Source organism: Neobittarella massiliensis (ex Bilen et al. 2018) (assembly GCF_900289145.1).
GTDB lineage: Bacteria > Bacillota > Clostridia > Oscillospirales > Ruminococcaceae > Neobittarella > Neobittarella massiliensis.
On the sequence record NZ_OKQO01000001.1, the window covers coordinates 104235 to 130563 of the forward strand.

The window sequence follows — 26329 nt, forward strand, 5'->3', positions numbered from 1 at the left end:
GTAGGTGCGAAATGGATACATTTGACATGCTAAAAACGCTGTGCGATGCGCGGGGCGTCTCGGGCAGCGAGACAGCGGTGCGCAGTGCCGCCGCCTCGCTACTGGCTCCGCTGGGGCCAGTAGAGGTCACCCCGCTGGGCAGTTTGCTCTGCCATGTAGTACCGGCTGCGGATAACGGTCCACGGGTGCTGTTAGATGCTCACCTAGACGAGGTGGGCTTTGTGGTCACCGCCATCGACGATGCCGGTTTTGTCAAAGTGGCGCCGGTAGGGGGGATCGACAAGCGGTTGCTGCCGGCCTCGCAGGTGGTCATCAGTGGCAGTCAGCCGGTCTTCGGTGTCATTGGCTGTCTGCCGCCGCACCTCTCGGGTATGAAGGGCTATGAAGAGATACCTGACATCGATAAGCTCTATATCGATACCGGTTACGACAGAGAAGCGCTGCAGGAACTGGTATCACTGGGCGATCGAGCCAGCTATCGCACAGAGTTGCAACAGCTGCTCGGCAGTCGGGTCAGCGGCAAATCGCTGGATGACCGGGCGGGCTGTGTGGTGCAGTTGCTGGCTGCCGCTCAGATCAAAGCGGCAACACCTGCCGGAGTGGGCGTCGATCTGCTGCTCTCCTCGCTGGAGGAGACCGGCGAGCAGGGGGCAAAAACAGGGGCCTTTGGCGCCGATTACACCCATGCGGTAGCGGTGGACGTGAGTTTTGGCATGTCGCCGGGCTGCGATGCAGATAAGTGCGGCGAGCTCGGTAAAGGTCCCATGATTGGTTACAGCCCAATACTCGACCACGATATGTACTGCACATTTTGTGCGTTGGCCCAGAAACAGGGCATCCCCTACCAGCCCGAGATCATGGGCGGACTCACCGCCTCAAACGCCGATGCGATCGCCGTGTCGCGGGCGGGGGTGCGCACGCTGCTGGTCTCGGTGCCACAGCGCTATATGCACACCCCAGTCGAGGTGGTGGATCTGCAGGATATCGAGCATACAGCGGCGCTTATCGCCGCCTATGTTAGCCAGTTGACTCAGTGAGGGGGGAGCGCAGTGGAAGTGAATAGTGAAATGATGAGAAGGGTAGCTGAACTGTGCGCGATAAACGGCGCCTCGGGCAGCGAAGACGCAGTGCGCGCCTATCTGATCGGCGAGGTAGAGCGATTGGGACTCTCCTGGCAGACCGATGCACTGGGCAACCTGATCGTGCAAAAACCCGGCCGCCGCATACCCGCAAAACCGATTATGGTCAGTGCACATATGGATGAGGTGGGTTTTATCATCACCTCGGTCGATGAACAGGGGTACCTGCACTTTGCCCCGGTAGGGGGGATCGATCCGCGGGTGGCGCCGGGCCGTACCGTCGCTGTAAACGGCCACCCAGGCGTTATCGGCAATGTGCCCATCCACCTGCTCAGCAAAAAACAGCGCGAGGCGAGTATCGAGTTTTCCGATATGGCCATCGATATCGGCGCCGCCGACCGCCAGCAGGCGCTAGAGGTGGTGCAGCCGGGCGATATGGCCTATTTTGCCTATCCGTTTACCCAGCTGGGTGGCAATCGCTTTGCCGGCAAAGCCATCGATGATCGGGCGGGCTGCGCGGTCTTGTTGTGGCTGCTGGAGCAGGAACTGCAAAACAGCTGTACGGTGGTATTTTGTACCCAGGAAGAGGTGGGGCTGCGCGGGGCCAAAACAGCTGCATTTTCCGTCGACCCCGCTGTTGCCCTGATCATCGAGGCGACCACGGCAGCCGATAATCTGGGCCTGTCCACCGCCGATACTGTATGCGATCTGGGTGCCGGCGCAGTGGTGGGCTTTATGGACCGCTCCACCATCTATGATCGGGAGCTGGTACAGCTGGCCGGCCATCTCTCCCGCGAAAAAAATATTCCTCTGCAGTACAAAAAAGGGGTGTTCGGCGGCAACGATGCCGGGGCTATCCACCAGTCCCGCGCCGGGGTGCGCACGCTGGCTATCTCGCTGCCCTGCCGCAATCTGCACACGGCCAGCGGCGTGGCCGACTGGGGCGACCTGCAGGCGGTAATGGAACTCACGCACGCCGTGATCGACCATGTGTGCTGAGCAGCTGCTCCTAACGCCGGTACACTGCCGGCAGCAGCTGCCGCCGGGATTTTTGGCGGACGAAAAAACAGCGGTGCTTTCAGGCCTGCCGGCGGTAAAGCTGGCAGGCTTGCTTGCGGCTTACGGCCTGCAAAGCCCGCTGCTGCAGTTTTATCGCGCCGGCGAAGATGGCCTGCTCTGCGTGCAGGGCGACATAGCTACACTGTGCGGGGTAACGGCCCTGCCGCCTACTGCTCTACCCATGCTGGGGGTGCGCCGCTACTATGCCGACCGGCCGCTGTTTTCCCCGTGTGAGTGCCAGCGCCCCGTGTTGCGCAGGCGAGCGCGGGCGGGTCCTGCCGCCGATACGGAGATTGTCTGCCCGCCGCTGCGGGAAGTAGCCCAGCTTTTGAGCCAGGTATTTTGCGGGCTGGATGTGGACGGGCTGTACTGTGATCTGTCTCACCGGGTCCGCCACTCAAAGGCCCGGGTATTGGGCAGGTATCAGGGCGGCAAGCTGGTGGCCACCGCCGGTGTATACACCGCCGCCCCAAGCGGCTGTGTTATAGAGGGGGTCGCGGTGCTGCCCAACTGGCGTCGCCGGGGTCTGGCCAGCGCGCTGTTGAGTGCGCTAGAGGGCCAGTTTGTCGGGCAGCAGCTGTGGCTCTGCTGCCGAGAAGAACGGGTGCCATTTTATTTAAAGAACGGATATGTCCCCGCTGGGACCATTGTGGAGGGAAACTTGTGATAGATCAAAATTTTTTTACATTTGACGACGAGCTGCTGCAACTAGAGCGGCAGGCCATGGACCTTTGCGCCGATAAATTTGCCGAACTCGACGAGATCACGCAGTATAACCAGCTCAAGGTGCTGCACGCGTTCCAGCAGCACCAGATCGCCGAATCACACCTGGTCGATACCACCGGTTACGGCTATGGCGACCGTGGCCGCGACGCACTGGACGCTGTGTTCGCCACCATCGTGGGAGCCGAAGACGCCCTGTTTCGCAGCGGCTTTGCCTCGGGTACGCACGCGCTGACAGTGGCCCTGTTCGGTGTACTGCGCACCGGCGATACCATGCTGTCGATCACCGGCAAGCCCTACGACACGCTGGAAGAGGTCATCGGTCTGCGGGGCACCGGCAACGGCTCGCTCAAAGACTTTGGCATCCACTATGAACAGGTCGAGCTAAAAGATGACACCTTCGACCGCACCGAGATCGCCCGCCGCTGTGTGGGCAAAAAGGTGGTGTACATACAGCGTTCCCGCGGGTACTCGCTGCGCCGCTCGTTCACCGTCGAGGAGATCGGCGATGTCATCGCCCTGGTGCGCCAGCACGAGCCCCGTGCTATCATCATGGTAGATAACTGCTACGGTGAATTCGTGCAGAAGATCGAGCCCACTCAGGTGGGGGCCGATCTCATCATGGGCTCGCTCATCAAAAATCCCGGCGGTGGTATCGCCCAGTCCGGCGGCTACATCGCCGGACGCCACGACCTGGTCGAGCTCTGCTCCTACCGTCTCACCTCGCCCGGTACCGGCCGCGAGCTGGGCTGTTCGCTGGGGCAAAATCGGGCGCTGTATATGGGGCTCTACCACGCCCCCACCGTCACTGGGCAGGCTACGAAAGTCTCGGTATTTGCCAACGCGCTGTTTTCTCTGTTGGGGTACGAGGTCTTCCCCAAAGTGACAGAGCCCCGCGGCGATATCATCTCCGCTATTCGCCTGGGGGATGAAAGGCGGCTGTGTGCCTTCTGTCAGGGCATCCAGGCCGGCAGCGCCGTAGATAGCTCAGCCGTGCCGGAACCGTGCGATATGCCCGGCTACGAGTCGCAGGTCATTATGGCTGCCGGCGCCTTTACCATGGGTTCCTCTATCGAGCTCTCGGCCGACGCTCCCATCCGCGAGCCTTTTGCCGTCTGGTTTCAGGGCGGGCTCAACTTCGCCACCGGCCAGATCGGGGTCCTCACCGCCGCCCAGAACGTGCGGCGGATCGACCGCCGCAGCTGATTGACACGCCCCTGCAAATACGGTATACTACTATCGTGTTTGCGGGAGTGGCGGAATGGCAGACGCGCTGGTCTTAGGAGCCAGTACTTCGGTGTGTGGGTTCAAGTCCCATCTCCCGCACCAAACTGATATGATCCGGATTTTTCCCAATTAGGGAGGAGTTCGGATCTTTATTTTGCTCTAGAGAGCTGTAGACAAAAGCTGTGAGGCGGTATCTATTCGATATCGCCTCACAGCTTGATGTAAGTCTGTTTTTACTCCCCGATTTAGCCGGAATCGAGCCTGGAATATCCTGCTGTCTTTGGGAGAAACCGTTACCTGTTCTTCCCTCACTTTGAAATATGAGCACAGGCTCCCGCGGGCACGATTTTCATCGGTACCGGTTTGTTCTTCCGCAGAAATGTTCGTGATGGTATAGCGACAGGACCGATGCTGTCTGCCACAATGATGCAAAAGGTTTACGCAAAGGTTTCGCTGTAACGGTATTCATCTTTTATCTCGGTGTTCGGTGTGACCTCCCGTTTGGCAATTTTGAATGTCCGCTCTGCCAGATCTTCAATGCGGTTCATCTCCTCGCCGAGCACCGTACTTCCCAAGCGCCCACCGAGGGGCATCGTCCATTTTTCTTCGATCCCCGCAGTGCCCAGGAGCGTCCCCATGATCGCGCCTACCACCGCGGCATTGGAGTCGGTATCAAAGGCAAACGATACACAGTTTCCGATCGCCCGTGAAAAATCACCACCCGAATGTAGCAGAGAAAGCACCACGATCTTTTCGTTGGGAACAATGTGGCACCACTCGAATATATTGTATTCATCGTGCTGGTTATGTAGCGCTTCTATAGACTCCTCGAGTGTCATCCCACTGTCGAATTCGGCGATCGCGGAGCGCACGGCCTTGGTGAGCCTGGAGTTCTCAGGGATCTCCGCAAGCCCCGCTTCTATGATCTCGCGCACATCCGTAAGATGCATGGCAGCTGCTACCATGGCTGCTGTAAACATCTCGCCGTAGATGCCATTTCTCGTATGAGATACGCAAGCATCTCGAAAAGCTGCCTCGGCGGCGGCCACGGTATTGCCGGGATTCACCCAACCGAACATCTCCGCTCTGATCTGCGCCCCCACCCACTCTCTATAAGGATTTTGGAAGGTGGCAGTCGCGGGAGCAGACAGCCCTCGGAGCACATTTTTATAGGCTATTCGTTCCGCCGTAAAACACAGTCCAGCCGGGACCCAGTTGATCCATGCAAACAACACATCACCGGGGTCAAAATCGTACCCAAACTCCTCCATGAGTTTCAAATTGAGTACAGTATAGTTGGTGTCATCGTCCGTAGGCGCATACCCCTTCAGCTCGTCGATCCACGGCTGTTTGATCAGAGGCGAACCCGTCTTGATGTTGTACTTTTCGATCATGTCCGGGGTAAAGTCTTTGGTGGATACATAGCGATTTACGGGATAGTTATCTATTTCTTTTAACATACTGAGGAGGTTCTCATGCTTCCAAAACTCGAGGGGCTTGCCGAGAAGACAGCCGACGATTCTTCCCGTCCAGCCTCCAAGGATGCGATCCTTGATGGTCTCATCTGGTATGTTGGCGATTTCTCGCTTTTTTTCAGGCCGCTCTTGCAGAATTTCCTCGTAGACCGACGGCTCAACATGATCCGTTTTTTCCTTGATCGGCGCTTCCCGCATCTTCCTTTCCAGTGCATAAGCGACCTCAAGATCGCCAATGGAATCCTGCCGGTCGTCCGAGTAGAATCTTTTTTGTATGGCTTTACACACCTCCTCCAGATGCGCAACATCGCGCCCCTCATCTCTCGCCTGCTGCCAATCGTAATACACACGGGCAGTATACAGGGCAAACATGTCGTTCTCCATAAAATGTTTCATACTTTCTCCGGGAGCAATATGTGAAAGTATCGCTCCCCCTCCTTAAATAATTTTTTATTCCACTGCCGATAAACAGCAAAATAGCGAAAATATAGGGGATACAGCCCAAAATCTATGCTGGGTGGTGAAACGTCGTCAGGGTAAGCCTTGTGGCCAAACAGCGGGCAAACACAAGGGCTACCATGCCGGAGAGAAGAGGGGCGTTGCCGGCTGGCACCGCGGCAAAACATACCATGTAAGTTCACACAAATAAAAACATTGAGCCCTTATACGGATTTTCGTGACACGATCTCACAGTCAATGAATTTTTCGCCCAGGGGAACATCGTTTTGGATCCGGGACATCAGCATTTCTGCACTCTCAACGCCCACTTCGCGGCCGTGCAGGTCCACAGTTGTGAGGGGGGGATTGAGATATTGGGAAATAGAGATATTGTCGATGCCGACCACCTTGACGTCTTCGGGTACACGCAAACGCTTTTCGCTGAGGGCAAGAAGCGCGCCTGCTGCGATCAGGTCGTTGCCACACAAGACCCCATCAATACACCCGCCAGAGAAAAGGCTCGCGATCCCATGGAGCCCTGTTTCGGAGCTAAAATCGCCCTGCTGGTATATGAGATCTGCACGGATCTCCCGGCCACAGTCTTTTAGGGCATTTATATAGCCCTCAATACGGGTGGAACCGGTGGAGGGGGAGGGTCCGATATAGGAGATCTGGCGGCAGCCTTTGCGGATGAGTAGTTCAGTGGCCTTATAGGCTGCCGCATGGGAGTTGACATCCACGATACCTACATCAGATATATCTGTGGAAAAACCATGGTCGACAACAACAATTGGGATTTTGAATTGCGAGATAGATTCCGCGTTCTCAGAAGATAAGCTGCGCAGAAAGATGATCCCATCAACCATTTTTGAGCGCAGGAAACGAAAACTATCCAGCTCCGAGGATTTCTCTGTATCGGTATTACAAATGAGAACGCTGATACCTTTTGCCCTACAGGCCGATTCGATTCCAGTTACAATTTTAGCGATATAAGGGTCGGCAATATCATAGGTAACGACCCCGATCATATTGCTGCTCTTACGCCGCAGCCCCTTGGCGATCTCATTGGGGACATAGTGGTACTTCTGAACGATCCCCAATACTCTTTCTCTGGTCGCTTCACTGATATGCATGTCTACGTTGTTCAATATTTTAGAAACCGTTGTGATAGAAACGCCAGCTTCCATCGCGATATCTTTCATCGTTTTTTTCTTCAATTTCTACCCCTCACAATCAATTTATATAAAAATTATTGTAGGTTAACGTTATAGGTAAACGTTTTCCTAAATCTTTATTGTCATTATAGATACGATCACAAAACTTGTCTAGTGATTATGTGCACAGGAATCGCCATATGCGTTTGTGGATAATCACATGCTGCCTATTGTGTCAATTGCTCCACCCATCTAGTTGGCGGTCAAGTGGGGGGATGGCTCCACAACAGAATTCCTCCTGTTGTAAATACTTATCCTGATAGAGAAGAAACGATTTCCGTTTATGATGGACAGTGAAAAAGTTTTATTTTGAACATGCTTATAACGTGTCTTACAATGAATAAGGCGGCTGCCCGTACTGGGCCGCCGCCTTGTTTTCCTTTTCGTAGATCCGCGTCTGCTGCACAGAGCTTCACCTGCCAGCAGGCGTTTGACAAAATTTTTCGGTATCGCTTGACTTGGAGCCCACTCCAGGTGTTACTATAAATTGACACAGGTGAAACAGCATGCCCCGATGTCGGGACTGCCCCAAACAGGAGGTTTACAGGATGGAGAGACCGGTAAAAAAATTGGGCTTTGGCTTGATGCGCATGCCCGTGCGCGACACCGCTGACCAGACCAGCGTAGATATGCCCCAGGTCGAGCAGATGGTAGATACATTTTTACAGCGCGGTTTTACGTATTTCGATACCGCCTATATGTACCACGCCTTTCACAGCGAAGAGGTCCTGCGCGAGGCGCTGGTCAAACGGCACCCGCGAGATACCTTTACCGTAGCCACCAAAATGCCCATCATGTTTTTAAAAAAAGAAGAGGATCAGCAGCGCATCTTCGATGAACAACTCGAAAAATGTGGTGTGGAGTACTTCGATTACTACCTGCTGCACAATCTCAATGTGTCCCACTACCAGATCGCGCAGAAGTTTCACAGCTTCGACTTTATCAGCCAGAAAAAGCAGAGGGGAAGATCCGCCATATCGGTTTTTCTTTCCACGACAGTGCCCAGCTGCTCGACGAGATCCTGACCGCTCACCCCGAGGTGGAATTCGTGCAGCTGCAGCTCAACTATCTCGATTGGGACAATCCCAGCATTCAGTCGGGCGCCTGCTACCAGGTAGCGCAAAAGCACGGCAAGCCGGTCATCGTTATGGAGCCGGTAAAAGGCGGTACGCTGGCCGAAGTGCCCCCCAGTGCCAAAGAGCTCTTCACCCGCTTTGCGCCGCAAAACTCGGTCCCGTCATGGGCCATCCGCTTTGCCGCCAGCTTAGAGGGGGTCATGGTGGTGCTCAGCGGCATGTCCAGCCTGCCGCAGCTGCTCGATAATACCGGCTATATGCAGCAGTTTATTCCCCTCAGCGATGAAGAGCAGGCGGTGGTGCGCCAGGCAGTAGACCTGATCAATGCCGCCATCGCCGTCCCCTGTACCGGCTGTCGCTACTGCGTCGACGGCTGCCCTAAACAGATCCCCATCCCCCAGTATTTTGCCCTCTATAACGCTGAGAAGCAGGCCCTCAATAAGGGATTTTCCACCCAACAGGTCTACTATAATAACTATACCAAAACAGCCGGCAAAGCCTCCGACTGTATCGGCTGCAAACAGTGTGAGCGCAGCTGTCCCCAGCATATCGAGATCGTGCGCCACCTGAAAGAAGTGGCGGCAACTTTCGAAAAATAAGCAGACCTGACCAACTATCTGATAAGAGGCGGCATTCCTTAGGGGGTGCCGCCTCTTGTATGCGCGCACAGATTGCGCATAGATAGAGGTATACAATACAGCCATTTTAAGGTCTCACTCGGCGGCTTGGGTGGTCTTGAGAGGGATACTGGTGATGCAAAAGGACAAAAAGCACAGCCTTGACATCAGCGTCAGATCGTTTGTCACTGCACCCATTATGCTGCTGGTGCCCATGGTGGCCACCTATGCACTGACGCTGCTTATTCCCATCGGCAGCTATCAGCAGCAAATGCAGGTGGGGCAACAGGTGATGGTGGCGGATACCTACCATCAGGTAGCAGGGAGGACTGCTCTTTTGGAGGTGACTGCTGTCGCCGCTTTTCGTATTGACGGCTCAAGGCGGTGACACCATTTTGGCTATCATCGCCTTTCTGCTCATCGTGGGCGGCACCTTCCACATCCTCGGCCAGGGCGGGATCATCTCCTATATGCTGAAAAAGATCGTGTGGCGTTACCGAGAGCCGGTAGTACACATTGCTGTGCTGTATCACCCTGTTTTTTATGGCGCTGGGGGCACTGGTGGGCAGCTTTGAGGAATGTGTGCCGCTGGTGCCTATTGCTGTGGCACTGGCGGTGTCAGTGGTGGGGATAGCCTTACCGGTATGAGCATAAGTCTGCTGGCGGTGGGCTGCGGGTATTTTTCCGGTGTCTACCACCCAGTTACGTGGGGGTAGCGCAAAGATCGGCTGGGCTACCGCTATTTTTCAGTATCAGCTTGCGGCTGCTCACCTTTTGCTCTTCTGTCTGGTTCTGTCTATCTTTCTGGTGCGCTGTGCTAAAAAGGCCAGAAAGCCCGCCCCGGGCAGTGCAGCGGCGCCACTTTTTTCTGCCAGTGGCAGATGGAACGGGGCCTGCGGACCTTCGTCGGCACATTGGCCGGCGGTGTAGCGCTCATTTTGCTCTCGCCTTTTTTCGGCGCTGCAAGTAGCGCTCATACCGTTCGTCGCGCTTGTATTTCTGGTGGTCGGTGTGCTGCCCACCAAGCCGTGCAGTATCGGCTGGGATCGGTTGGAGGGCACGATTCGCGGCGGGGCCGTAAGTATCTTGCCGGCAGTATTGCTGATCCTGATGGCCAGCTCCGCCAAATGCACCTTGACCGAGGACAAGGTGCTCGATACGGTGCTGCACCGGTCCACCGGACTGATGCAGCAGCTCCCCATAGGGGTGGCGGTGCTCTTCTTGTACCGCATCGCGCTGGTAATGGACTTTTTTATCGCTTCCGATTTAGCCAAAGCCTTTTTACTCATGCGCCTATGGCCAATCTGTGCAGTATCTCGCGGCAGCTCACCGTACTGGCTGATGCTTACGGCGATGGTTTTTCCAATGTGTTTTATGCCACGAACCCGGTGCTGCTTATCAGCTTGGGGCTGGCCGGGGTCAGCGATGGTCGCTGGGCTCGCTGGAGCGGTAAATTCCAGCAGGTAGTGCTGGAATTTACCGGCGGCCTAGTGGTCTGTTGCTATGGGGGCAGACAGTGGGGTATGCGTAAAAAATCAAAAGGCGCTTTACCCACCGGAGCAGAGCGCCTTTTGCCCTGTTTTGAGCGTTGCTGATAAGATATCGATCACCTAAAAGACGGCGTAGTCCTGATTCGGTGGAGTTTTGCGTGATAAGGTGCTAAAAAGTTCATAAAGTAGCCCTTGTAATCTACCGGATACAGGCATACAATGAAACCAGAAATTGGAAACACCTCGCCGATCCGGGGACCACCGCGAAAAGGAGGTATCACGATGGAATTCAAAAAAATGTATCCGCAATGTATGGCGTTGGGGCGAATTTACAAGATCGTCTCGCTGCGCGTACATGTGACCGGTGCAACTGCCGCCGAGTTGCAGTTTGCCGAACAGCACCCCTATCTGGCCAACACACAAATGCTGCTCTTTGCCAGAAAGCTGGGCCGCATGACCACCGATATCGATGACATCGTGGCCGACCTGCTGCTGGTGGTAGATCCCGGCGACTGGCGGGAGCTGCAGGGCCAGCCCCTGCCTCCGCCGCTGCAGCAGGCGTGGTACCAGGGGTATGTCGCCGCTTGACGGTGGCAGATCAAATGCAGTCAGGGCCCGCTCCCCAAAATGGGGAGCGGGCCCTGACTATTGAGCGTTTTAGCAGATTTTTTTGATAGCTGTGCAAAGTGGCGCTACCGGTATAAAATAGGGCATACTTACCGGTAATTCCATATCTGCTAAAACAGGGCGACAAAAAGCGACTGTTTATCTTATAATTTTTTAAGAATTGGCAAAATATCTGGCATGTCAACAGGCAAAATGCTATGATAGTAAGGCAGACATGGCTGCGATCGGCCAAGATCGGGTCTGCCGCCCGGCTATTTGGAAGTAGCGGGGCACTAATTGAGTAATGGAGTATGAAAAAGGCATGAAAGAGAAGAGGACTTTGCGCTTTATTTTTGCCCTGTGGGTGGCTAAAGCCATGAAGTTGGCCCTAAAGCTGCTGGGCCGTAACGGCACCTACCTGCCGGGCAACACCGCTATCCGCCTGTGCCCCAACTTTTTGGGGCAGGTGGGCAAACCAAAAACCGTCATCGGCGTTACCGGCACCAACGGCAAGACCACGGTTTCCAACCTGGTGGGTGATGTACTAGAAAAAAGTGGGTATACCCCCATCGGCAACCGGTTCGGCTCCAACACCAACGCCGGTATCGCCACCGTACTGCTAGATAGCTGTGGGCTTTTGGGCGGCAGCAAAAAAGAGCTGGCCGTGCTGGAGATCGATGAGCGCATGGCCCCGAAGATACTGCCCTATGTACATCTCGACTACCTGGTCATCACCAACCTGTTCCGCGACTCGTACAAGCGCAACGCCCACGTAGACTTTATCTCCTCGATCTTGCAGAGCAATATCGCCCCCGATACCAAGCTCATCTTAAACGGCGAGGATCTGGTCAGCAATCACCTGTGCCCGCAAAACAGCCGGGTGTATTTTGGCATTGCCGCCGGCGACGCCAAGAGTACCAGTCAGGGTAATATCATTCACGATATCCTGGTCTGCCCGCAGTGTGGGGCCAAGCTCCAGTTCGAGTATATCCGCTATAATCACATCGGCCGCGCCCACTGCCCCAACTGCGATTTCGGCTCGCCCGATCTCGATTATGCGGTGCAGGATATCGACTATCAGCGCCACCTGCTACAGATCGATACGCCTTCTGGCCGGCAGACCTATCGGCTGGTGGGCGACAACATCACCGACATCTACAACACCGTCACCGCCGTGGCGCTCCTGTCCGAGCTGGGTCTCAGCCAGCAAAAGATCACCGCCGCCTTCGATGCCATGCAGATCGTCAAGACCCGTTTTGAGGAGGACATCGTGGGCGATAAGCGGGTGGTGATGATGCTGGCCAAAGGCCAAAACCCCATCGCCTGCTCCCGTGTGTTCGACTTTGTGCGCCATCAACCGGGTAAAAAGGCGGTGGTGCTGCTCAACTACGATTACTTCGACAAACAGGAGACCTCCGAGAATATCGCCTGGCTGTTCGACACTGATTTTGAGTTTTTAGATCACCCCGATATAAACCAGGTGCTCTGCGTAGGGGTGCGGGCGCTGGATTACCAGCTGCGCTGCCTTATGGCCGGCATACCCGCCGACCGGGCACAGGCCTGTCCGCAGGATGAACGGGCTGCCGATATGCTGCGGCTCGACGAGGTAGACACCGTATTCATCCTAAATGATCTGTATACCTACGATGTGTCGGTGGCGCTGCAAAAAAAGATACTGGAAAAACTGCAGAAAGGGGTGGCCTGAGATGAAGATCGAAGTTCTGTTCCCCGAAATGTGCAATCTGTTCGGCGACTCCAGCAACATGAAGTACCTGCAGCAGTGTTTGCCCCAGGCCGAGTTCGTCTATACTCCGTTTGACAGCGAACCGGCTTTTGTCACCGAGGAGGTGGCGCTGGTCTATATCGGCGCCATGACCGAGCGCGCCCAGCAGAAGATCGCTGATAAACTGCAGCCCTACCAAGCGCGCATCTGTCAGCTCATCGATGGGCAGAAGACCATCTTTTTAGCCACTGGAAACGCCTGCGAGGTGTTTTTCGATTACATGGAGAACGAGGATGGCACCCGCGATCAGGGGTTGGGCATTTTCGCCGGCTTTTATGCCAAGCGCGACCTGTTTCACCGCTATAATGGTCTGGTATGGGGCACCTTCGAGGACATGGATATCATCGGCTTTAAGACCCAGTTCACCATGGCTTACGGCGACAACGAAAATTGCGCTTTCATGCCGGTCAACCGGGGCATCGGCCTCAACAAACAGTCTCGGTTAGAAGGGGTGCGCCGCGGCAGCTTTTACGGTACCTATTTGGTGGGACCACTGCTGGTGCTCAACCCGCCCTTTACCCGCTACCTGCTTGGCAAAATGGGAGTAGAACAGCCGCAGCTGGCCTACCCTGAAGTAGTGGAGCAAGCCTATCAGCAGCGCCTGGCCGAGTTTAAAGATCCCAAAGTACAGTACGAATAAAAAAGCACAGTAAGAAGCGGCAGCTCTGTACTCAGCAGAGCTGCCGCTTCTTTTCGGTCTCAGCACAAAAAATCTAAAAAGGAAATAACATAACGACTGGCAGAGCCTATGCGCGCTGTGTGGCTCTGCCGGCGGGTAGCTAATAGACCCGCCAATATCTATGCGATGGCGGCTGCTGGCAGCAAATAGATAGAGTGGTATCTGCATGCCTCTTCTCTCCCGGTCGTCTGTGCCGGCACCGGCTGCCGCGGCCACCTTGTTTTAGCATGCGAGTACCGGCCGCGCAGTGCAGGTGATCGCTGCACTTTGTCTCCACTGCGCTGCAGACGCCGGTCTGCTGCTCTGACAGCAGTATACTACCTGGAGCCCGCTCCAGGTCAAGGCCCCGCGCGCATCGTTTGCAAAAAGGTTGCGGTCTCCTCACAATTTATTAAAAAACAGGGCAAGGACCAGCGGCTCCTGCCGCCCGATCTCCGCCCTGTGGTGGTCTGTCTTTATTTGTTTTGCCGGCTGTGCCGGCGCACTGTAAACGGGTGTGGCCGCACTTTATGCGTGGTGATGTCCACCGCAGTTACACTGGCCGGTACCGGTGGGCTGCAAGCTGCCGTCGAGGTAGCCGCTCACCACCTGGTGGATGTCGCCGGTCACGCCGCCCAGCACCAAAATGCCAACAGCGGCCAGCTTGTCCCGGGCGCCTTGGCCCATGCCGCCGCAGATGACCAGGTCCACGCCATTTTGCTTGAGCATATCGCCCAGCTGATTGTGGTCGTGCACCGGGTTGATCACGGTACGGGTACCGGTCACCTGTCGGTCATCCGAGATAGAAAACAGGGTAAAATCGCGGGTCTTGCCAAAATGGGCCGAGACCTGTCCGTCTAAAGTGGGGATCGCAATGGTCATTGTCTCTAGGCCTCCTCTTTGATCAACTTTTCAGCTACGTCGCAGGCGCGCTGCAAATAGGGCATCTGCACGTACTCTACCCGGCCGGCATCGCACAGGGCGGGCACCGCGGGGTCGATGGGCAGCTGGGCCAGCAGCGGAATGCCAAACTGGTCGGCCACGTGCTGGGTGCGTCCCTCGCCGAAGATGTGGATCTTCTTGCCGCAGTCCGGGCACTCCACATAGCTCATGTTTTCGATCAGTCCCAGGGTGGGGATGTGCATGGCGCCGGCCATGTTTAGCGCCTTCGACACGATCATCGACACCAGGTCCTGCGGGGTGGTGACCACCATCACGCCGTCGACGGGGATCGACTGGAACACCGTCAGCGGCACGTCACCGGTTCCCGGCGGCAGGTCGACAAACATAAAATCTACGTCTTTCCAGATCACGTCGGTCCAAAACTGTTTGACTACGCCGGCCAGCACCGGACCGCGCCAGATGACCGGGGTGTCCTCGGTCTCCAGCAGCATGTTCGACGAGATGACCTGGGTACCTTTCTCGCTGACTGCGGGGTAGATACCGATCTCGTCGGAATAGGCGCGCTGATGGATGCCAAATACCTTGGGAATAGAGGGGCCGGTGATGTCGGCGTCCAGCACGGCGGTCTTATAGCCGCGGCGGGCCATCTCCACCGCCAGCATCGAGGTGACCAGGCTCTTGCCTACGCCGCCTTTGCCGCTGGCAACGGCGATCACTTTTTTAATAGAGCTCAGCTGATGGGGCTTCTCCAAAAAGCTGGCCGGGTCCTGTTTGCGGGAGGGACAGTTCTCGCCGCAGGAGGAACAGTCGTGGGTACAATTCTGTTCTGCCATAGTTTCATCTCCATTTTTTTACATCTCCTGCCGGCTAAAGCATCGGCAGGGGCAAGACGGCCGGTCAGAGACCCTGCCGCCCGATCTACCTCATCTGGCAAAAGGTACAGTTTTTACACATCTTTTGGCAGCCGCGGCCCTCCCGCACCAGTTCGTACTGGCCGCCCTCGATATACAGGGCCCGGGCATTGATCAGCGCGTCGGCCACCTTTTGGCGGGCCGCCGCCAAAATGCGCTGATAGGTCCCGCGGGAGATGTTCATCTCGGCCGCACCGGCTAATTGGTCCAGCCCTTCCAGGTCAGATAGGCGCAGGGCCTCGGCCTCCTCCAGCGTGATGCGCAGGGGCGTGCCCTCTGCTACGGCCGGGCCAAACTGACGGCAAGCCGGCTCAAAACAGACCCGGCGGCACTTCTTTACCGGCGGCATAGCACTCCCCCCTTATCCGTGTAAACTGCAAAATGTGCGTAGTGTGCATATGCACACTACGCACATTATACGCCGCTGCCAGATCGAAGTCAATAGGCCTGGTAGAGCCAGTTATTGGTCGCCTTTCTTCTTTTTGATCACCGCAAACACGACTCCGGCCACAATGACCACTCCGGCCACGATCAGCGCGATCACCACCGGCGACAGCCCTTTCTGCGCTGCCGCCTCGTCGCCGGTGGCCACACCGGCAGCCAGCACGCCGCTAAACAATGCCGGGCAGGCGCACCCCAGCGCCACCAGCAGGCCCATCCATCTCTTTTTCATATTGGTATCCTCCTCAATAAAAGCAGGCCCCTTCTCGTATGTCTACCAGTATAGCATCTGCCGGCATCCGGCGCAACGGCCGTGGGAACACTGCGGCCAAAAGCCGTCCATCACGCGATAAGAGGCGGTCACATCCAAATAGAAAAAGAGCCTCGGGGAGGAGACTCTTTTTCTATTTGGATGGGTGGGAAAAGAAGAGAGTGCCACCCTGCCGCATACAGGTATCGCTCTCCTGACAGGATCTCTCTAACTTTGGGGCGATATCGGGCGGCAGGCAGCCGCTTTATATACGGTAGGTTTTTACCGGTGTTTTGGGGTGCCGAACGGGGCTTTTATACGCTAAACAGCAGTTCTTCGTAGGTGGGGTAGGGCCAGCTGGTGCGGGGCAGCAGCGTCTCCATCTCGTCGGCTACCGCCCGCATCTCCTGCATGGCGGCAAACACGCTTCGGCGGTAGTGCTGGGCCAGCTCCAGCGAGTCGCTGCAGTTGCCGCCCTCCAGCAGTGCACTGTCCAGCCGCTCAACTTTGCGATAAAGGCAGTCGCTCAGCGCGCAGAGCTGGCGCAGAGTATCCTGCTCATAGGTGCAGGGCAAGCCGCCGTCTACCGCCTTTTTGGCCGCGATAGCTGCCGACAGAGTAGAGGTATAGCAGCTCACAGCCGGCAAAATATCCCGTTTGGCCATCTCCAGCATAGTCAGCGCCTCAATGCCCAACACCTTGGTGTACTCTTCCAGCATGATCTCGTAGCGGGCGCGCAGCTCACATGCAGAAAACACCTTGTGCCGGGTGTACAGCGCAACATTTTTGGGGGCTACCAATGCCGGCAGCGCGTCGGCGGTCGATTTTAAGTTCGACAGCCCGCGCCGCTCGGCCTCGTCGCTCCAGTCGCCGGTGTAGCCGTTGCCGCCAAACAAGATGCGGCCGTGTTCTTTTAAAGTGGTACGCAACAGGCTGTTGAGGGCGGTGTCAAAGTCATCGGCCTCCTCCAGCGTATCGGCAAAGCGGCACAGCGCCTCGGCCACGATGGTATTGAGTACCGTGTTGGGCCCCGAGGGGGAGATCGCCGAGCCCGGCATGCGGAATTCGAACTTATTGCCGGTAAAGGCAAACGGAGAGGTGCGGTTGCGGTCGGTGGTATCCTGTGGGATCTTAGGCAGCACGTGCACACCGGTGCGCATCACGCTGCGCTCGCTCTGCACATACCGCTCACCGCGCTCAATGGCCCCCAGTACTGCCGACAGTTCGTCGCCCACAAACATCGAGATGATGGCCGGAGGCGCCTCGTTGCCGCCCAGCCGGTGGTCGTTGCCCGCCGTGGCCACCGCGGCCCGCAACAGGTCCTGGTACTCGTCCACCGCCAAGATCACTGCACACAAAAACAGCAGGAACTGGGCATTTTCGTGGGGGGTGTCGCCCGGGTCGAGCAGGTTGATACCGGTATTGGTCGTCAGCGACCAGTTGTTGTGCTTGCCCGAGCCGTTGATACCGGCAAACGGTTTTTCGTGCAGCAGGCAGCACATACCGTGCCGGTCGGCCACCTTTTTCATATACTCCATCACCAGCTGGTTCTGGTCGGCGGCGATGTTGGCAGTGGTAAACACCGGGGCCAGCTCGTGCTGGGCGGGGGCCACTTCGTTGTGCTCAGTCTTGGCAAAAATGCCAAGCCTCCACAATTCCCGGTCCAAATCGGCCATAAAGGCGGCTACCCGCGGCTTTAGAGCGCCAAAGTAGTGGTCGTCCAGCTCCTGTCCCTTGGGCGGCTTGGCGCCAAACAGTGTGCGCCCGGTAAAGCGCAGGTCCGGCCGCCGCCAGTAGAGCGCCTTATCGATGAGAAAATACTCCTGCTCACAGCCCACCGTGGTGTTTACCCGGCGCACATCGTCGTTGCCAAACAGCTTCATTATGCGCATGGCCTGCCGGTTGAGCGCCTCCATCGAGCGCAGCAGCGGTGTTTTTTTGTCCAGTGCATGGCCGCCGTACGAGCAAAAAGCGGTGGGGATGCAGAGCGTGTCGTCTTTGATAAAGGCGTAGGAGGTCGGGTCCCAGGCGGTGTAGCCCCGGGCCTCAAAGGTGGCCCGCAGCCCGCCGGAGGGAAAGCTGGAGGCGTCGGGCTCACCTTTGATGAGCTCTCTGCCCGAAAACTCCAAGATTGGGCGCCCCGATATCCCGTCGGGGGCCAAAAAACTCTCGTGCTTTTCGGCCGTGATGCCGGTCATGGGCTGAAACCAGTGGGTAAAATGGGTGGCCCCCTTTTCGGTAGCCCAATCTTTCATGGCGTTGGCCACTACATTGGCCACGCTGCGGTCTAAACTCCGCCCGTCGCAAATGGTCCGCTGCAGAGCCCGGTAGGTCTCTTGGGGCAGTCGCTCGCGCATAGCGCTGTCGCCAAAAACCATACTGCCAAAAGTATCGCTGATATGCGCCATCGAAATTCCTCCTCGTGTGTCGCCGGCGCCTGCTTGCCGCTCTCCCCACGCAAAAAAGGCGCCGGGGCCATGCGGCCCGCAGCGCCTTTGCTGTTTTTCCATGGATGCAGTATAAACCCCGTCCGGCGCGTTGTCAACAGTTTTTTGTAGCAAAATTTCGCTATCCCTAAAGACCGTCACCCGCCCCTTTTAGGTAAAAGGCGCCGTCACTATTACACAGTTTTTTCGCATTTTTGTTGTGCAGACTTATTGACAACCGATCTTGCGGGCGGTATACTTCTGATATCGTGAATAATGTGTGGACAAAGGTGTTCATCTTAGAGGGGCAGCAGTGGCCGGTGCCCCCTGGGTGAGCACTCTTTTTTTGTGGATATAGCGCCGCTGCCGGCGGTTCATATGCAGTGTGTCGGGCAGCGCCCCGGTACAGAAAGGCGGGTAGAGAATGGATTATACCGTGCAGGAGATCTTGCAGTTCGTCGAGGAAAACGACGTCAAATTCGTGCGGCTGGCATTTTGTGATATGTTCGGCTCTCTTAAAAATATTGCCATCATGGCCGGCGAATTGCCCCGTGCCTTTGCCGACGGCATCAGCTTCGACGCCTCGGCAGTAGAGGGCTTTATGAACGTCGAGGAATCCGACCTGTTTTTGTTTCCCGACCCGTCCACCATGGCCATTTTGCCATGGAGACCCCAGCAGGGGCGGGTACTGCGCTTTTACTGTGATATCCGTCACCCCGACGGCCGCACCTTCGACGGCGACGGCCGGGCGCTGCTGAGGCGGGCGGTGGCCGATCTCGAACAGGCCGGTTACCGCTGCCAGATCGGGGCCGAGTGCGAGTTTTACCTGTTCGAGACCGACGAACACCAAAACCCCACCGGTACCCCCCACGATCGCGCCGGCTATTTCGATACCGCCCCCATGGACCGGGGGGAGAACATCCGCCGCGAGATCTGCCTCACCATGGAGGAGATGGGCCTGCGCCCCGAGAGCTCTCACCACGAGCAGGGTCCGGGCCAAAACGAGGTGGATTTTGCCTATACCGGTGCCCTGACCGCCGCCGACAATCTGGTCACCTTCAAGTCGCTGGTGCGGGTGCTGGCCGCGCAAAACGGCCTGTATGCCTCCTTTATGCCCAAGCCGCTCAAAAAGCACAGCGGCAGCGGCCTGCACGTGAATATGTCGCTGCAAAAAGACGGGCAAAATATCTTTGTCCCCGCCGGCCAGGGGCATTCTCCCCAAGCCGAGAGCTTTATCGCCGGCATTCTGGACCGCATCGCCGAGATCACGCTCTTTTGCAATCCGCTCACCAATTCCTATCGGCGCCTGGGCGCTTTCGAGGCCCCCAAATACATCAGCTGGTCGCACCAGAACCGCTCTCAGCTCATTCGCATCCCCGCCGCGCAGGGCGAGAAGGCGCGCATGGAGCTGCGCTCGCCCGATCCGTCCTGCAACCCCTACGTGGTGTTTGCCCTGCTCATCTGGGCGGGCTTGGAGGGGATCGTACAGCAAAAGCCGCTGGGCGCCCCACTCGATCTAAACACCTACAGTGCCGACAAAGCGGCCCTGAGCGGTGTGCAGCCGCTGCCCGACAGCTTGGGCCGGGCGCTGCAGCTGGCCCAACAGTCCGATTTTGTGCGCGCGCACCTGCCGGCGCGGATGATCCGCCAAATGGTAGATGCCAAGCGCCGCAGCTGGGAGGGCTGCACCAGCGCCGAGGACCGCGACCGGTACGAGCGCGACCGCTACTTCTACTATATTTAAGGGCGGTCAGCCAGCTAAAAAGGGGGGAACAGCAGATGCAGGCACTCATCGTATCCGGCGCCGACGCCCAGCGCGCCCAACCGCTCGGCGCACTGCTCAAAACAGCCGGTTATGCGCGCATCTTGGTGGCCGGTTCCGGCGGTGCCGCCCGGCGGCAGCTGGATCAGGCCGAGTTCGATCTGGTGCTCATCTGCGCCCCGCTGCCCGACGAGTACGGCCACGAGCTGGCCATACAGCTGGCCGAGAGCAGTACCGGCGGGGTAGTGCTGGCGGTCCGGCGGGAGGAGTACGGCGATATCGCCCCCCGGGTAGAGCCCTACGGTGTACTGGTGGCCGACAGCCCGCTGAGCCGGCCGCAATTTTTGCGGGTGCTGCGCATGGCCGCCGGCCAGCGCTACCGCCTGCAGGGCCTGCACCGCGAAAACGTAAAATTGCACGGTCGTATCCAGGAGATCCGATTGGTCGACCGTGCCAAATGCGCCCTGATCCAATACCTGGATATGACCGAGCCCCAGGCCCACCGCTATATCGAAAAACAGGCTATGGATCTGCGCATCACCCGCGGCCAGGTGGCCAAAAACATCCTCAAGACCTACGAGAACTGAGCGGCAGAAAGTCCGCACGGCCATAAAGGAGGGAAGCGACCATGCAGCTGCCGTTTGTCAAAATGCACGGCTGTGGCAACGACTATATCTATTTCGATTGTCTGAAACACACAGTGCCAAAACCGGCTTCGCTGGCCAAACAGCTGTCCGACCGCCACTTTGGCATCGGCGGCGACGGCATCGTGCTCATCTGTCCCTCTTCTGTGGCCGCCGCCCGCATGCGCATGTACAACGCCGACGGCAGTGAGGGGAAAATGTGCGGCAACGCCATCCGCTGTGTGGGCAAATACCTCTACGACAGCGGCTACTGCAAAAAGCGGCAGATCACAGTCGAGACCGCCAGCGGTATAAAGACACTGCAGATGCAGATCGTCGGTTCTAGGGCGGTGGGGGCCACCGTCGATATGGGCCCCCCGGTCTGGCGGCCCGAGCAGATCCCGGTCGATCTGCCCGGTGCACGGGTAGTGGGCACGCCGGTCAAGGTGGGGGGCCGCCGGTACGAGATCACCTGCCTCTCTATGGGCAACCCCCACTGCGTGGTGTTCCTGCCCGCCGTCGAGCAGCTCGATCTGGTCTCTCTGGGGCGAGATTTCGAGCGCAGCGGGCTATTCCCGCAGGGCGTCAACACCGAGTTCGTGCAGGTGCTGGGGCCTGATCTGCTGCGCATGCGGGTACACGAGCGGGGCAGCGGCGAAACGCTGGCCTGCGGCACCGGCGCCTGTGCGGCGGTGTGTGCGGCGGTGGCCGCCGGCCTGTGCGCCCGCAATACCGAGGTACAGGTGCAGCTGCGCGGCGGCGCGCTCACCGTGCGCTATGCGCCCGAGACGGTGTATATGACCGGCCCGGCAGAAGTGGCTTTCACCGGCACCGCAGAGGTATGAGCCGGTGCTCTACCGCCCAATATAACAAAGAGCCAAGCAGGCAGGGAGGAAAAGAGAAGATGGAGACAAAGTATATTTTCGTGACCGGCGGCGTGGTTTCCGGCCTGGGCAAAGGTATCACCGCCGCCTCGCTGGGCCGGCTGCTCAAGGCGCGGGGCCTGCAGGTGGCCGCCCAAAAGCTCGACCCCTATATAAATGTAGATCCCGGCACCATGAGTCCCTATCAGCACGGGGAGGTGTTCGTCACCGAAGACGGGGCCGAGACCGATCTCGACCTGGGCCACTACGAGCGGTTTATCGATGAGGATCTCAATCGCTTTTCCAATCTCACCACCGGCAAGGTGTACTGGAACGTGCTCAACAAGGAGCGCCGTGGCCAGTACCTGGGTGAGACTGTGCAGGTCATCCCCCACATCACCTCCGAGATCAAAGATTTTATCTACGCGGTAGGCCGCTCCTCATCGGCCGATGTGGTCATCACCGAGATCGGCGGCACCATCGGCGATATCGAGAGTCAGCCCTTTTTAGAGGCCATTCGCCAGGTCTCACTGGAGGTGGGGCCGCAAAACAGCCTGTTCATCCACGTCACACTGGTACCCTACCTGCGGTCCTCCGGCGAGCACAAGTCAAAGCCCACCCAGCACTCGGTCAAACAGCTCATGGGGGTGGGTATCCTGCCCGGGGTCATCGTACTGCGCTCCGACGAGCCGCTGGGCCCCGGTATCAAAGAGAAGATATCGCTGTTTTGCAATGTCGAGCCCGACTGCGTGCTCGAAAACGTCACGCTGCCCCACCTCTACCAGGCCCCCATCATGCTCGAGCAGCAGCATTTTTCCGACATCGTCTGCCGCAAACTGCACATCACCGCCCCCGCCCCCGATCTGGGCGACTGGCAGCAGATGTTAGACCGCATCGCCGCCCGCTGCGAAAAGGTCACCATCGCCCTGGTGGGCAAATACATCAAGCTGCACGATGCGTACCTCTCGGTCGTCGAGGCGCTGGCTCATGCCGGTTACGAAAATGCCGCTGAGGTCGAGATACGCTGGCTGGAAGCCGAGGAGATAACCGACCGCACCGCCGGTGAAAAGCTGCGGGGCTGCGACGGCATCCTGGTGCCCGGCGGCTTCGGCGACCGGGGTATCGAGGGGATGGTCGCCGCCGCCAAATACGCCCGCAAAAACAACATCCCCTACCTGGGTATCTGTCTGGGTATGCAGATCGCCGCCATCGAATTTGCCCGCCATGTGCTGCAGCTCGACGGGGCCAACTCCAGCGAGTTTTACCCCGATGGCCCTCACTCGGTCATCGATCTCATGCCCGACCAGCACGGCGACCTGCCCAAAGGCGGCACTATGCGTCTGGGCGCCTATCCCTGCCAGCTCTCGCCCGGCAGTCAGCTCATGCGCGCCTACGGCCAGCAGCTCATCAGCGAGCGCCACCGCCACCGGTACGAGTTCGCTAACCACTACCGCGAACAGTACGAGTCGGCCGGTATGCTCATTACCGGTACCTCGCCCGACGGCCGCCTGGTCGAGGCCGTCGAGATCCCCGCCCACCCGTTTTACGTAGGGGTGCAATTCCACCCCGAATTTAAGAGCCGCCCCAACCACGCCCACCCCATTTTTCGCGCCTTTGTCGAGGCGGCCCTACGCCGACAAAAAGCGCGGTAGCATACAGTAAACAGTAAACAGCAAACAGCACATGCCCTGCGGGCCGGAACCCGCCTACATATACCGCAGAGAGGGGAGCAACATGAAACTCAACCAGGGATACCGCCATCTACAAAACAGCTACTTCTTTTCCTCTATTGTCAAAAAGACCGAGGACTACCGCGCCCAAGATCCCAAAGCCGATATCATTCGTCTGGGTGTGGGCGATGTGAGTATCCCCCTGTGCCCGGCGGTGGTGCACGCCATGCAGCAAGCGGTACAAGAGATGGGCCGCAAAGGCACTTTTCACGGTTACGGGCCCGAGCAGGGGTACGACTTTTTGCGCAGCGCCATAAGGGGCTACTACCGCCGCTACGGGGTGCGGCTCGAGATGGACGAGATCTTTGTCAGCGACGGGGCCAACAGCGATCTGGGCAACATTCTCGATCTGTTCGACCGCGATAACACCGTCCTTATCCCAAACCCGGTATATCCGGTGTACGAGGACACCAACATCATGGCTGGCCGCAAGATCCTCTACATGCACGCCAGTGAGCAAAATGGCTTTTTACCGCTGCCGGACAAGAGCATACAGGCCGATATCATCTACCTGTGTTCGCCCGGCAATCCCACCGGGGCGGTCTATTCCCGCGCGCAACTCGAAAAATGGGTGGATTACGCCAACGACATGGGTGCTATCATCATCTTCGACGCCGCCTACGAGTCGTTCATCGCCACCCCCGACCTGCCCCACAGCATCTTCGAGATCCGCGGGGCCAAGACCTGTGCCATCGAGATCTGTTCGCTGTCAAAAACGGCGGGCTTTACCGGCACCCGCTGTGGCTATACGGTGGTGCCCCGCCGATTGGTACGTGAGGGGCTGGAGCTGCGGCGCATGTGGCTGCGCCGGCAGACCACCAAATTTAACGGCGTCTCCTACATCGTGCAGCGCGGGGCCGAGGCGGTATTCTCTCCCGAGGGGATCGAGCAGACCCGCTCGGCCATCGCCTACTACCGCGAAAACGGCCGCATCATCAAGAGCGCGCTCGAAGAGCTCGGCATCTGGCACGTGGGCGGCGAGCACTCGCCGTACGTATGGCTCAAGTGTCCCAGCGGTATGGGCTCCTGGGCGTATTTCGAATATCTGCTGCACACCTGCCATATCGTCAGCACGCCGGGGGCCGGTTTTGGCAGCAGCGGTGAGGGTTATCTGCGGCTTTCCTCCTTTGCCGGCCGCGACGATACGGTCCGCGCTATGGAGCGCTTTATACAAAAGGGGATACCCGGGCAAAGCGCGGGACAGTGAAAATAGACCGGGCAGACAGCCGATCGGCTGTCTGCCCGGTCTATCTATATAGGCGGCGTTGTACAAAACATAGGGATTTGCATAAATCACGGTTTGTAGTATACTGATTATACGAAACATACAAGTTGTGATGATTTGGGGGAAAGCATATGGAGCAGTATATCATGGCTCTGGATCAGGGGACCACCAGTTCGCGCTGCATCCTGTTTGACCGTCAGGGCCGAGTGTGCAGTGTGGCCCAAAAGGAGTATCGGCAGATCTACCCCCAGCCGGGCTGGGTGGAGCACGATCCCATGGATATCTGGTCCACACAGGTCGGTGTGGCGGGGGAGGCACTCTATAAGATCGGCGCCCAGAGCGAGCAGATCGCCGCCATCGGCATCACCAACCAGCGCGAGAGCACCATCGTCTGGGACCGCCAGACCGGCGAGCCGGTTTATAATGCCATCGTCTGGCAGTGCCGCCGCACCGCCGACTACTGCGCCCAGCTCGAACAAGACGGCTGCGGCGAGATGATCCGCCGCAAGACCGGCCTGCCCATCGACCCCTATTTTTCCGGTACCAAGATCCGCTGGATACTCGAAAACGTGCCCGGCGCCCGCGAGCGGGCCCAGCGGGGCGAGCTGCTGTTCGGCACCGTCGACAGCTGGCTCATCTGGCGGCTGTCGGGCAAAAAGGTGCATGTGACCGACTACTCCAACGCCTCGCGCACCATGCTTTTTGACATCCACACTCTGCAGTGGGACCCCGAGATACTGGCGCTGCTGGACATTCCCGCCAGCATGCTGCCGCAGCCAAAGCCCTCCAGCTGGGTCTACGGCCACACCGACCCGCGCATCTTCGGCGGCAAGATCCCCATCGCCGGTGCTGCGGGCGATCAGCAGGCGGCCCTGTTTGGGCAGGCCTGCTTTGCCGGCGGCGACGCCAAAAACACCTACGGCACCGGCTGCTTTTTGCTGATGAATACCGGCGAGAGACCGGTGGCCTCACAAAACGGGCTCATCACCACCGTCGCCTGGGGGCTCGGCGACCGGGTCACCTACGCGCTGGAGGGCTCTATCTTTGTGGGCGGCGCAGTGGTACAGTGGCTGCGCGACGAGATGAAACTGGTCGAATCCGCCGCCGACACCGCCTATTTCGCCTCCAAGGTCGAGGACACCGGCGGGGTGTATCTGGTGCCGGCCTTCACCGGCCTGGGCGCCCCCCACTGGGACCCCTATGCCCGTGGAGCCATCGTCGGCATCACCCGCGGCACCGGCAAAAACCACATCATCCGCGCCGCGCTCGAGTCTATCGCCTACCAGGTGCACGACGTGCTGCAGGCTATGGAAGCCGATAGCGGCATGCACTTAAGCCAGCTAAAAGTAGATGGCGGCGCCTCGCAAAACGACTTTTTGCTCCAGTTCCAGGCCGATGTGCTGGCCCGCCCCATCTGCCGCCCTACCTGTACCGAGACCACGGCCCTGGGTGCGGCCTACCTGGCCGGCCTGGCAGTCGGCTACTGGAAAAACGAGCAGGAGATCGTGCGCAACTGGCAGGTCCAGCGCAGCTTTTACCCCGCTATGGAGCCCGAGCGGCGGCAAAAGCTGTTGACCGGCTGGCAGCGGGCGGTAGGCCGCTCTCTGCAGTGGGAAAATAAACAGCAGCCGAAAACAAAAACATAGAAATTGCGATATATGCGACAAATTTCGCCATGTCTCTACAAAAAATGCGTCTATGATAGAGAGGCAGGAAATGTCGCCCGGGGCAGCGCTCTGTACCCGCCCAT

23 protein-coding genes, 1 tRNA gene and 1 pseudogene are annotated in these 26329 nt (G+C 58.0%); 18 read left to right on the forward strand and 7 right to left on the reverse strand.

Features of this window, described 5'->3' with window-relative positions; genetic code table 11:
- Positions 1–11: 11 nt before the first annotated feature.
- From C6Y32_RS00590 to C6Y32_RS00610, 5 genes are all read left to right on the forward strand, one after another.
- Positions 12–1037 (forward strand): M42 family metallopeptidase, encoded by a 1026-nt coding sequence (locus C6Y32_RS00590; protein WP_105203224.1) that lies wholly within the window; start codon positions 12–14, stop codon positions 1035–1037.
- Positions 1038–1049: 12 nt separating this feature from the next.
- Positions 1050–2078: a M42 family metallopeptidase gene (locus tag C6Y32_RS00595; protein WP_129589350.1), complete on the forward strand. Its 1029-nt coding sequence runs from the start codon at positions 1050–1052 to the stop codon at positions 2076–2078.
- Entirely contained in the window at positions 2068–2805 is a 738-nt protein-coding gene (locus C6Y32_RS00600) for a GNAT family N-acetyltransferase (RefSeq protein WP_105203226.1), read from the forward strand. The genes C6Y32_RS00595 and C6Y32_RS00600 overlap by 11 nt, the downstream gene beginning before the upstream one ends.
- The gene (locus C6Y32_RS00605) at positions 2805–4067 is read left to right on the forward strand and encodes a methionine gamma-lyase family protein (RefSeq protein WP_370738799.1); all 1263 of its coding nucleotides are present in this window, start codon (positions 2805–2807) and stop codon (positions 4065–4067) included. Before C6Y32_RS00600 ends, C6Y32_RS00605 begins: the two co-directional genes overlap by 1 nt.
- Before the next feature lie 41 nt (positions 4068–4108).
- A tRNA-Leu gene (locus tag C6Y32_RS00610) sits at positions 4109–4190 on the forward strand.
- A gap of 335 nt (positions 4191–4525) precedes the next feature.
- Here C6Y32_RS00610 and C6Y32_RS00615 read toward each other — a convergent pair.
- Together C6Y32_RS00615 and C6Y32_RS00620 are read right to left on the reverse strand one after the other, a co-directional pair.
- Positions 4526–5959 carry an ADP-ribosylglycohydrolase family protein gene (locus tag C6Y32_RS00615; RefSeq protein WP_105203228.1) on the reverse strand — a complete coding sequence of 478 codons (1434 nt, stop codon included), beginning with the start codon at positions 5957–5959 and terminating at the stop codon, positions 4526–4528.
- A 266-nt stretch (positions 5960–6225) separates the two neighbouring features.
- The gene (locus C6Y32_RS00620) at positions 6226–7218 is read right to left on the reverse strand and encodes a LacI family DNA-binding transcriptional regulator (RefSeq protein ID WP_105203229.1); all 993 of its coding nucleotides are present in this window, start codon (positions 7216–7218) and stop codon (positions 6226–6228) included.
- Positions 7219–7763: 545 nt separating this feature from the next.
- Here C6Y32_RS00620 and C6Y32_RS00625 point away from each other — a divergent pair.
- The 7 genes and pseudogenes from C6Y32_RS00625 (at position 7764) to C6Y32_RS00660 (ending at position 13427) form a co-directional block, all read left to right on the forward strand.
- Positions 7764–8890, forward strand: a pseudogene (locus C6Y32_RS00625) (aldo/keto reductase).
- A gap of 154 nt (positions 8891–9044) precedes the next feature.
- Complete coding sequence (locus tag C6Y32_RS00630; RefSeq protein ID WP_105203230.1) at positions 9045–9296, forward strand: hypothetical protein; 252 nt, start codon at positions 9045–9047, stop codon at positions 9294–9296.
- A 7-nt stretch (positions 9297–9303) separates the two neighbouring features.
- Complete coding sequence (locus C6Y32_RS00635; RefSeq protein WP_105203231.1) at positions 9304–9483, forward strand: hypothetical protein; 180 nt, start codon at positions 9304–9306, stop codon at positions 9481–9483.
- 535 nt (positions 9484–10018) lie between these two features.
- The gene (locus C6Y32_RS15820) at positions 10019–10375 is read left to right on the forward strand and encodes a hypothetical protein (RefSeq protein WP_370738800.1); all 357 of its coding nucleotides are present in this window, start codon (positions 10019–10021) and stop codon (positions 10373–10375) included.
- A 305-nt stretch (positions 10376–10680) separates the two neighbouring features.
- Positions 10681–10986, forward strand: a complete 306-nt coding sequence (locus C6Y32_RS00650; protein ID WP_105203234.1) for a hypothetical protein — start codon at positions 10681–10683, stop codon at positions 10984–10986.
- A 322-nt stretch (positions 10987–11308) separates the two neighbouring features.
- Positions 11309–12709 carry a MurT ligase domain-containing protein gene (locus C6Y32_RS00655; protein ID WP_105203235.1) on the forward strand — a complete coding sequence of 467 codons (1401 nt, stop codon included), beginning with the start codon at positions 11309–11311 and terminating at the stop codon, positions 12707–12709.
- A 1-nt stretch (position 12710) separates the two neighbouring features.
- Entirely contained in the window at positions 12711–13427 is a 717-nt protein-coding gene (locus C6Y32_RS00660) for a hypothetical protein (protein WP_105203236.1), read from the forward strand.
- 546 nt (positions 13428–13973) lie between these two features.
- On the opposite strand, the gene C6Y32_RS00665 is transcribed toward C6Y32_RS00660, so the two are convergent.
- From C6Y32_RS00665 to C6Y32_RS00685, 5 genes are all read right to left on the reverse strand, one after another.
- Positions 13974–14327 carry a NifB/NifX family molybdenum-iron cluster-binding protein gene (locus tag C6Y32_RS00665; protein ID WP_105203237.1) on the reverse strand — a complete coding sequence of 118 codons (354 nt, stop codon included), beginning with the start codon at positions 14325–14327 and terminating at the stop codon, positions 13974–13976.
- A 5-nt stretch (positions 14328–14332) separates the two neighbouring features.
- Positions 14333–15181, reverse strand: coding sequence for an Mrp/NBP35 family ATP-binding protein (locus C6Y32_RS00670; RefSeq protein ID WP_105203238.1), 849 nt, complete (start codon positions 15179–15181; stop codon positions 14333–14335).
- A gap of 85 nt (positions 15182–15266) precedes the next feature.
- Positions 15267–15608 (reverse strand): DUF134 domain-containing protein, encoded by a 342-nt coding sequence (locus tag C6Y32_RS00675; protein ID WP_105203239.1) that lies wholly within the window; start codon positions 15606–15608, stop codon positions 15267–15269.
- A 111-nt stretch (positions 15609–15719) separates the two neighbouring features.
- Positions 15720–15932 carry a hypothetical protein gene (locus C6Y32_RS00680; RefSeq protein ID WP_105203240.1) on the reverse strand — a complete coding sequence of 71 codons (213 nt, stop codon included), beginning with the start codon at positions 15930–15932 and terminating at the stop codon, positions 15720–15722.
- Positions 15933–16264: 332 nt separating this feature from the next.
- Positions 16265–18358: a glutamine synthetase III family protein gene (locus C6Y32_RS00685; RefSeq protein ID WP_105203241.1), complete on the reverse strand. Its 2094-nt coding sequence runs from the start codon at positions 18356–18358 to the stop codon at positions 16265–16267.
- Positions 18359–18800: 442 nt separating this feature from the next.
- Here C6Y32_RS00685 and C6Y32_RS00690 point away from each other — a divergent pair, with 442 nt between their 5' ends.
- The 6 genes from C6Y32_RS00690 to glpK all read left to right on the forward strand — a co-directional run bounded on the left by C6Y32_RS00690 (position 18801) and on the right by glpK (position 26225).
- A complete protein-coding gene (locus tag C6Y32_RS00690) occupies positions 18801–20120 on the forward strand; it encodes a glutamine synthetase family protein (RefSeq protein ID WP_105203242.1) in 1320 nt (439 codons plus the stop codon).
- 35 nt (positions 20121–20155) lie between these two features.
- Positions 20156–20725, forward strand: a complete 570-nt coding sequence (locus tag C6Y32_RS00695; protein WP_105203243.1) for an ANTAR domain-containing response regulator — start codon at positions 20156–20158, stop codon at positions 20723–20725.
- A 41-nt stretch (positions 20726–20766) separates the two neighbouring features.
- Entirely contained in the window at positions 20767–21606 is an 840-nt protein-coding gene (gene dapF / locus C6Y32_RS00700; protein WP_105203244.1) for a diaminopimelate epimerase, read from the forward strand.
- 59 nt (positions 21607–21665) lie between these two features.
- Positions 21666–23276, forward strand: a complete 1611-nt coding sequence (locus tag C6Y32_RS00705) for a CTP synthase (protein ID WP_105203245.1) — start codon at positions 21666–21668, stop codon at positions 23274–23276.
- 82 nt (positions 23277–23358) lie between these two features.
- Positions 23359–24561 (forward strand): LL-diaminopimelate aminotransferase, encoded by a 1203-nt coding sequence (locus C6Y32_RS00710; RefSeq protein WP_105203246.1) that lies wholly within the window; start codon positions 23359–23361, stop codon positions 24559–24561.
- Positions 24562–24710: 149 nt separating this feature from the next.
- Entirely contained in the window at positions 24711–26225 is a 1515-nt protein-coding gene (glpK, locus tag C6Y32_RS00715; RefSeq protein WP_105203247.1) for a glycerol kinase GlpK, read from the forward strand.
- Positions 26226–26329 lie beyond the last annotated feature (104 nt).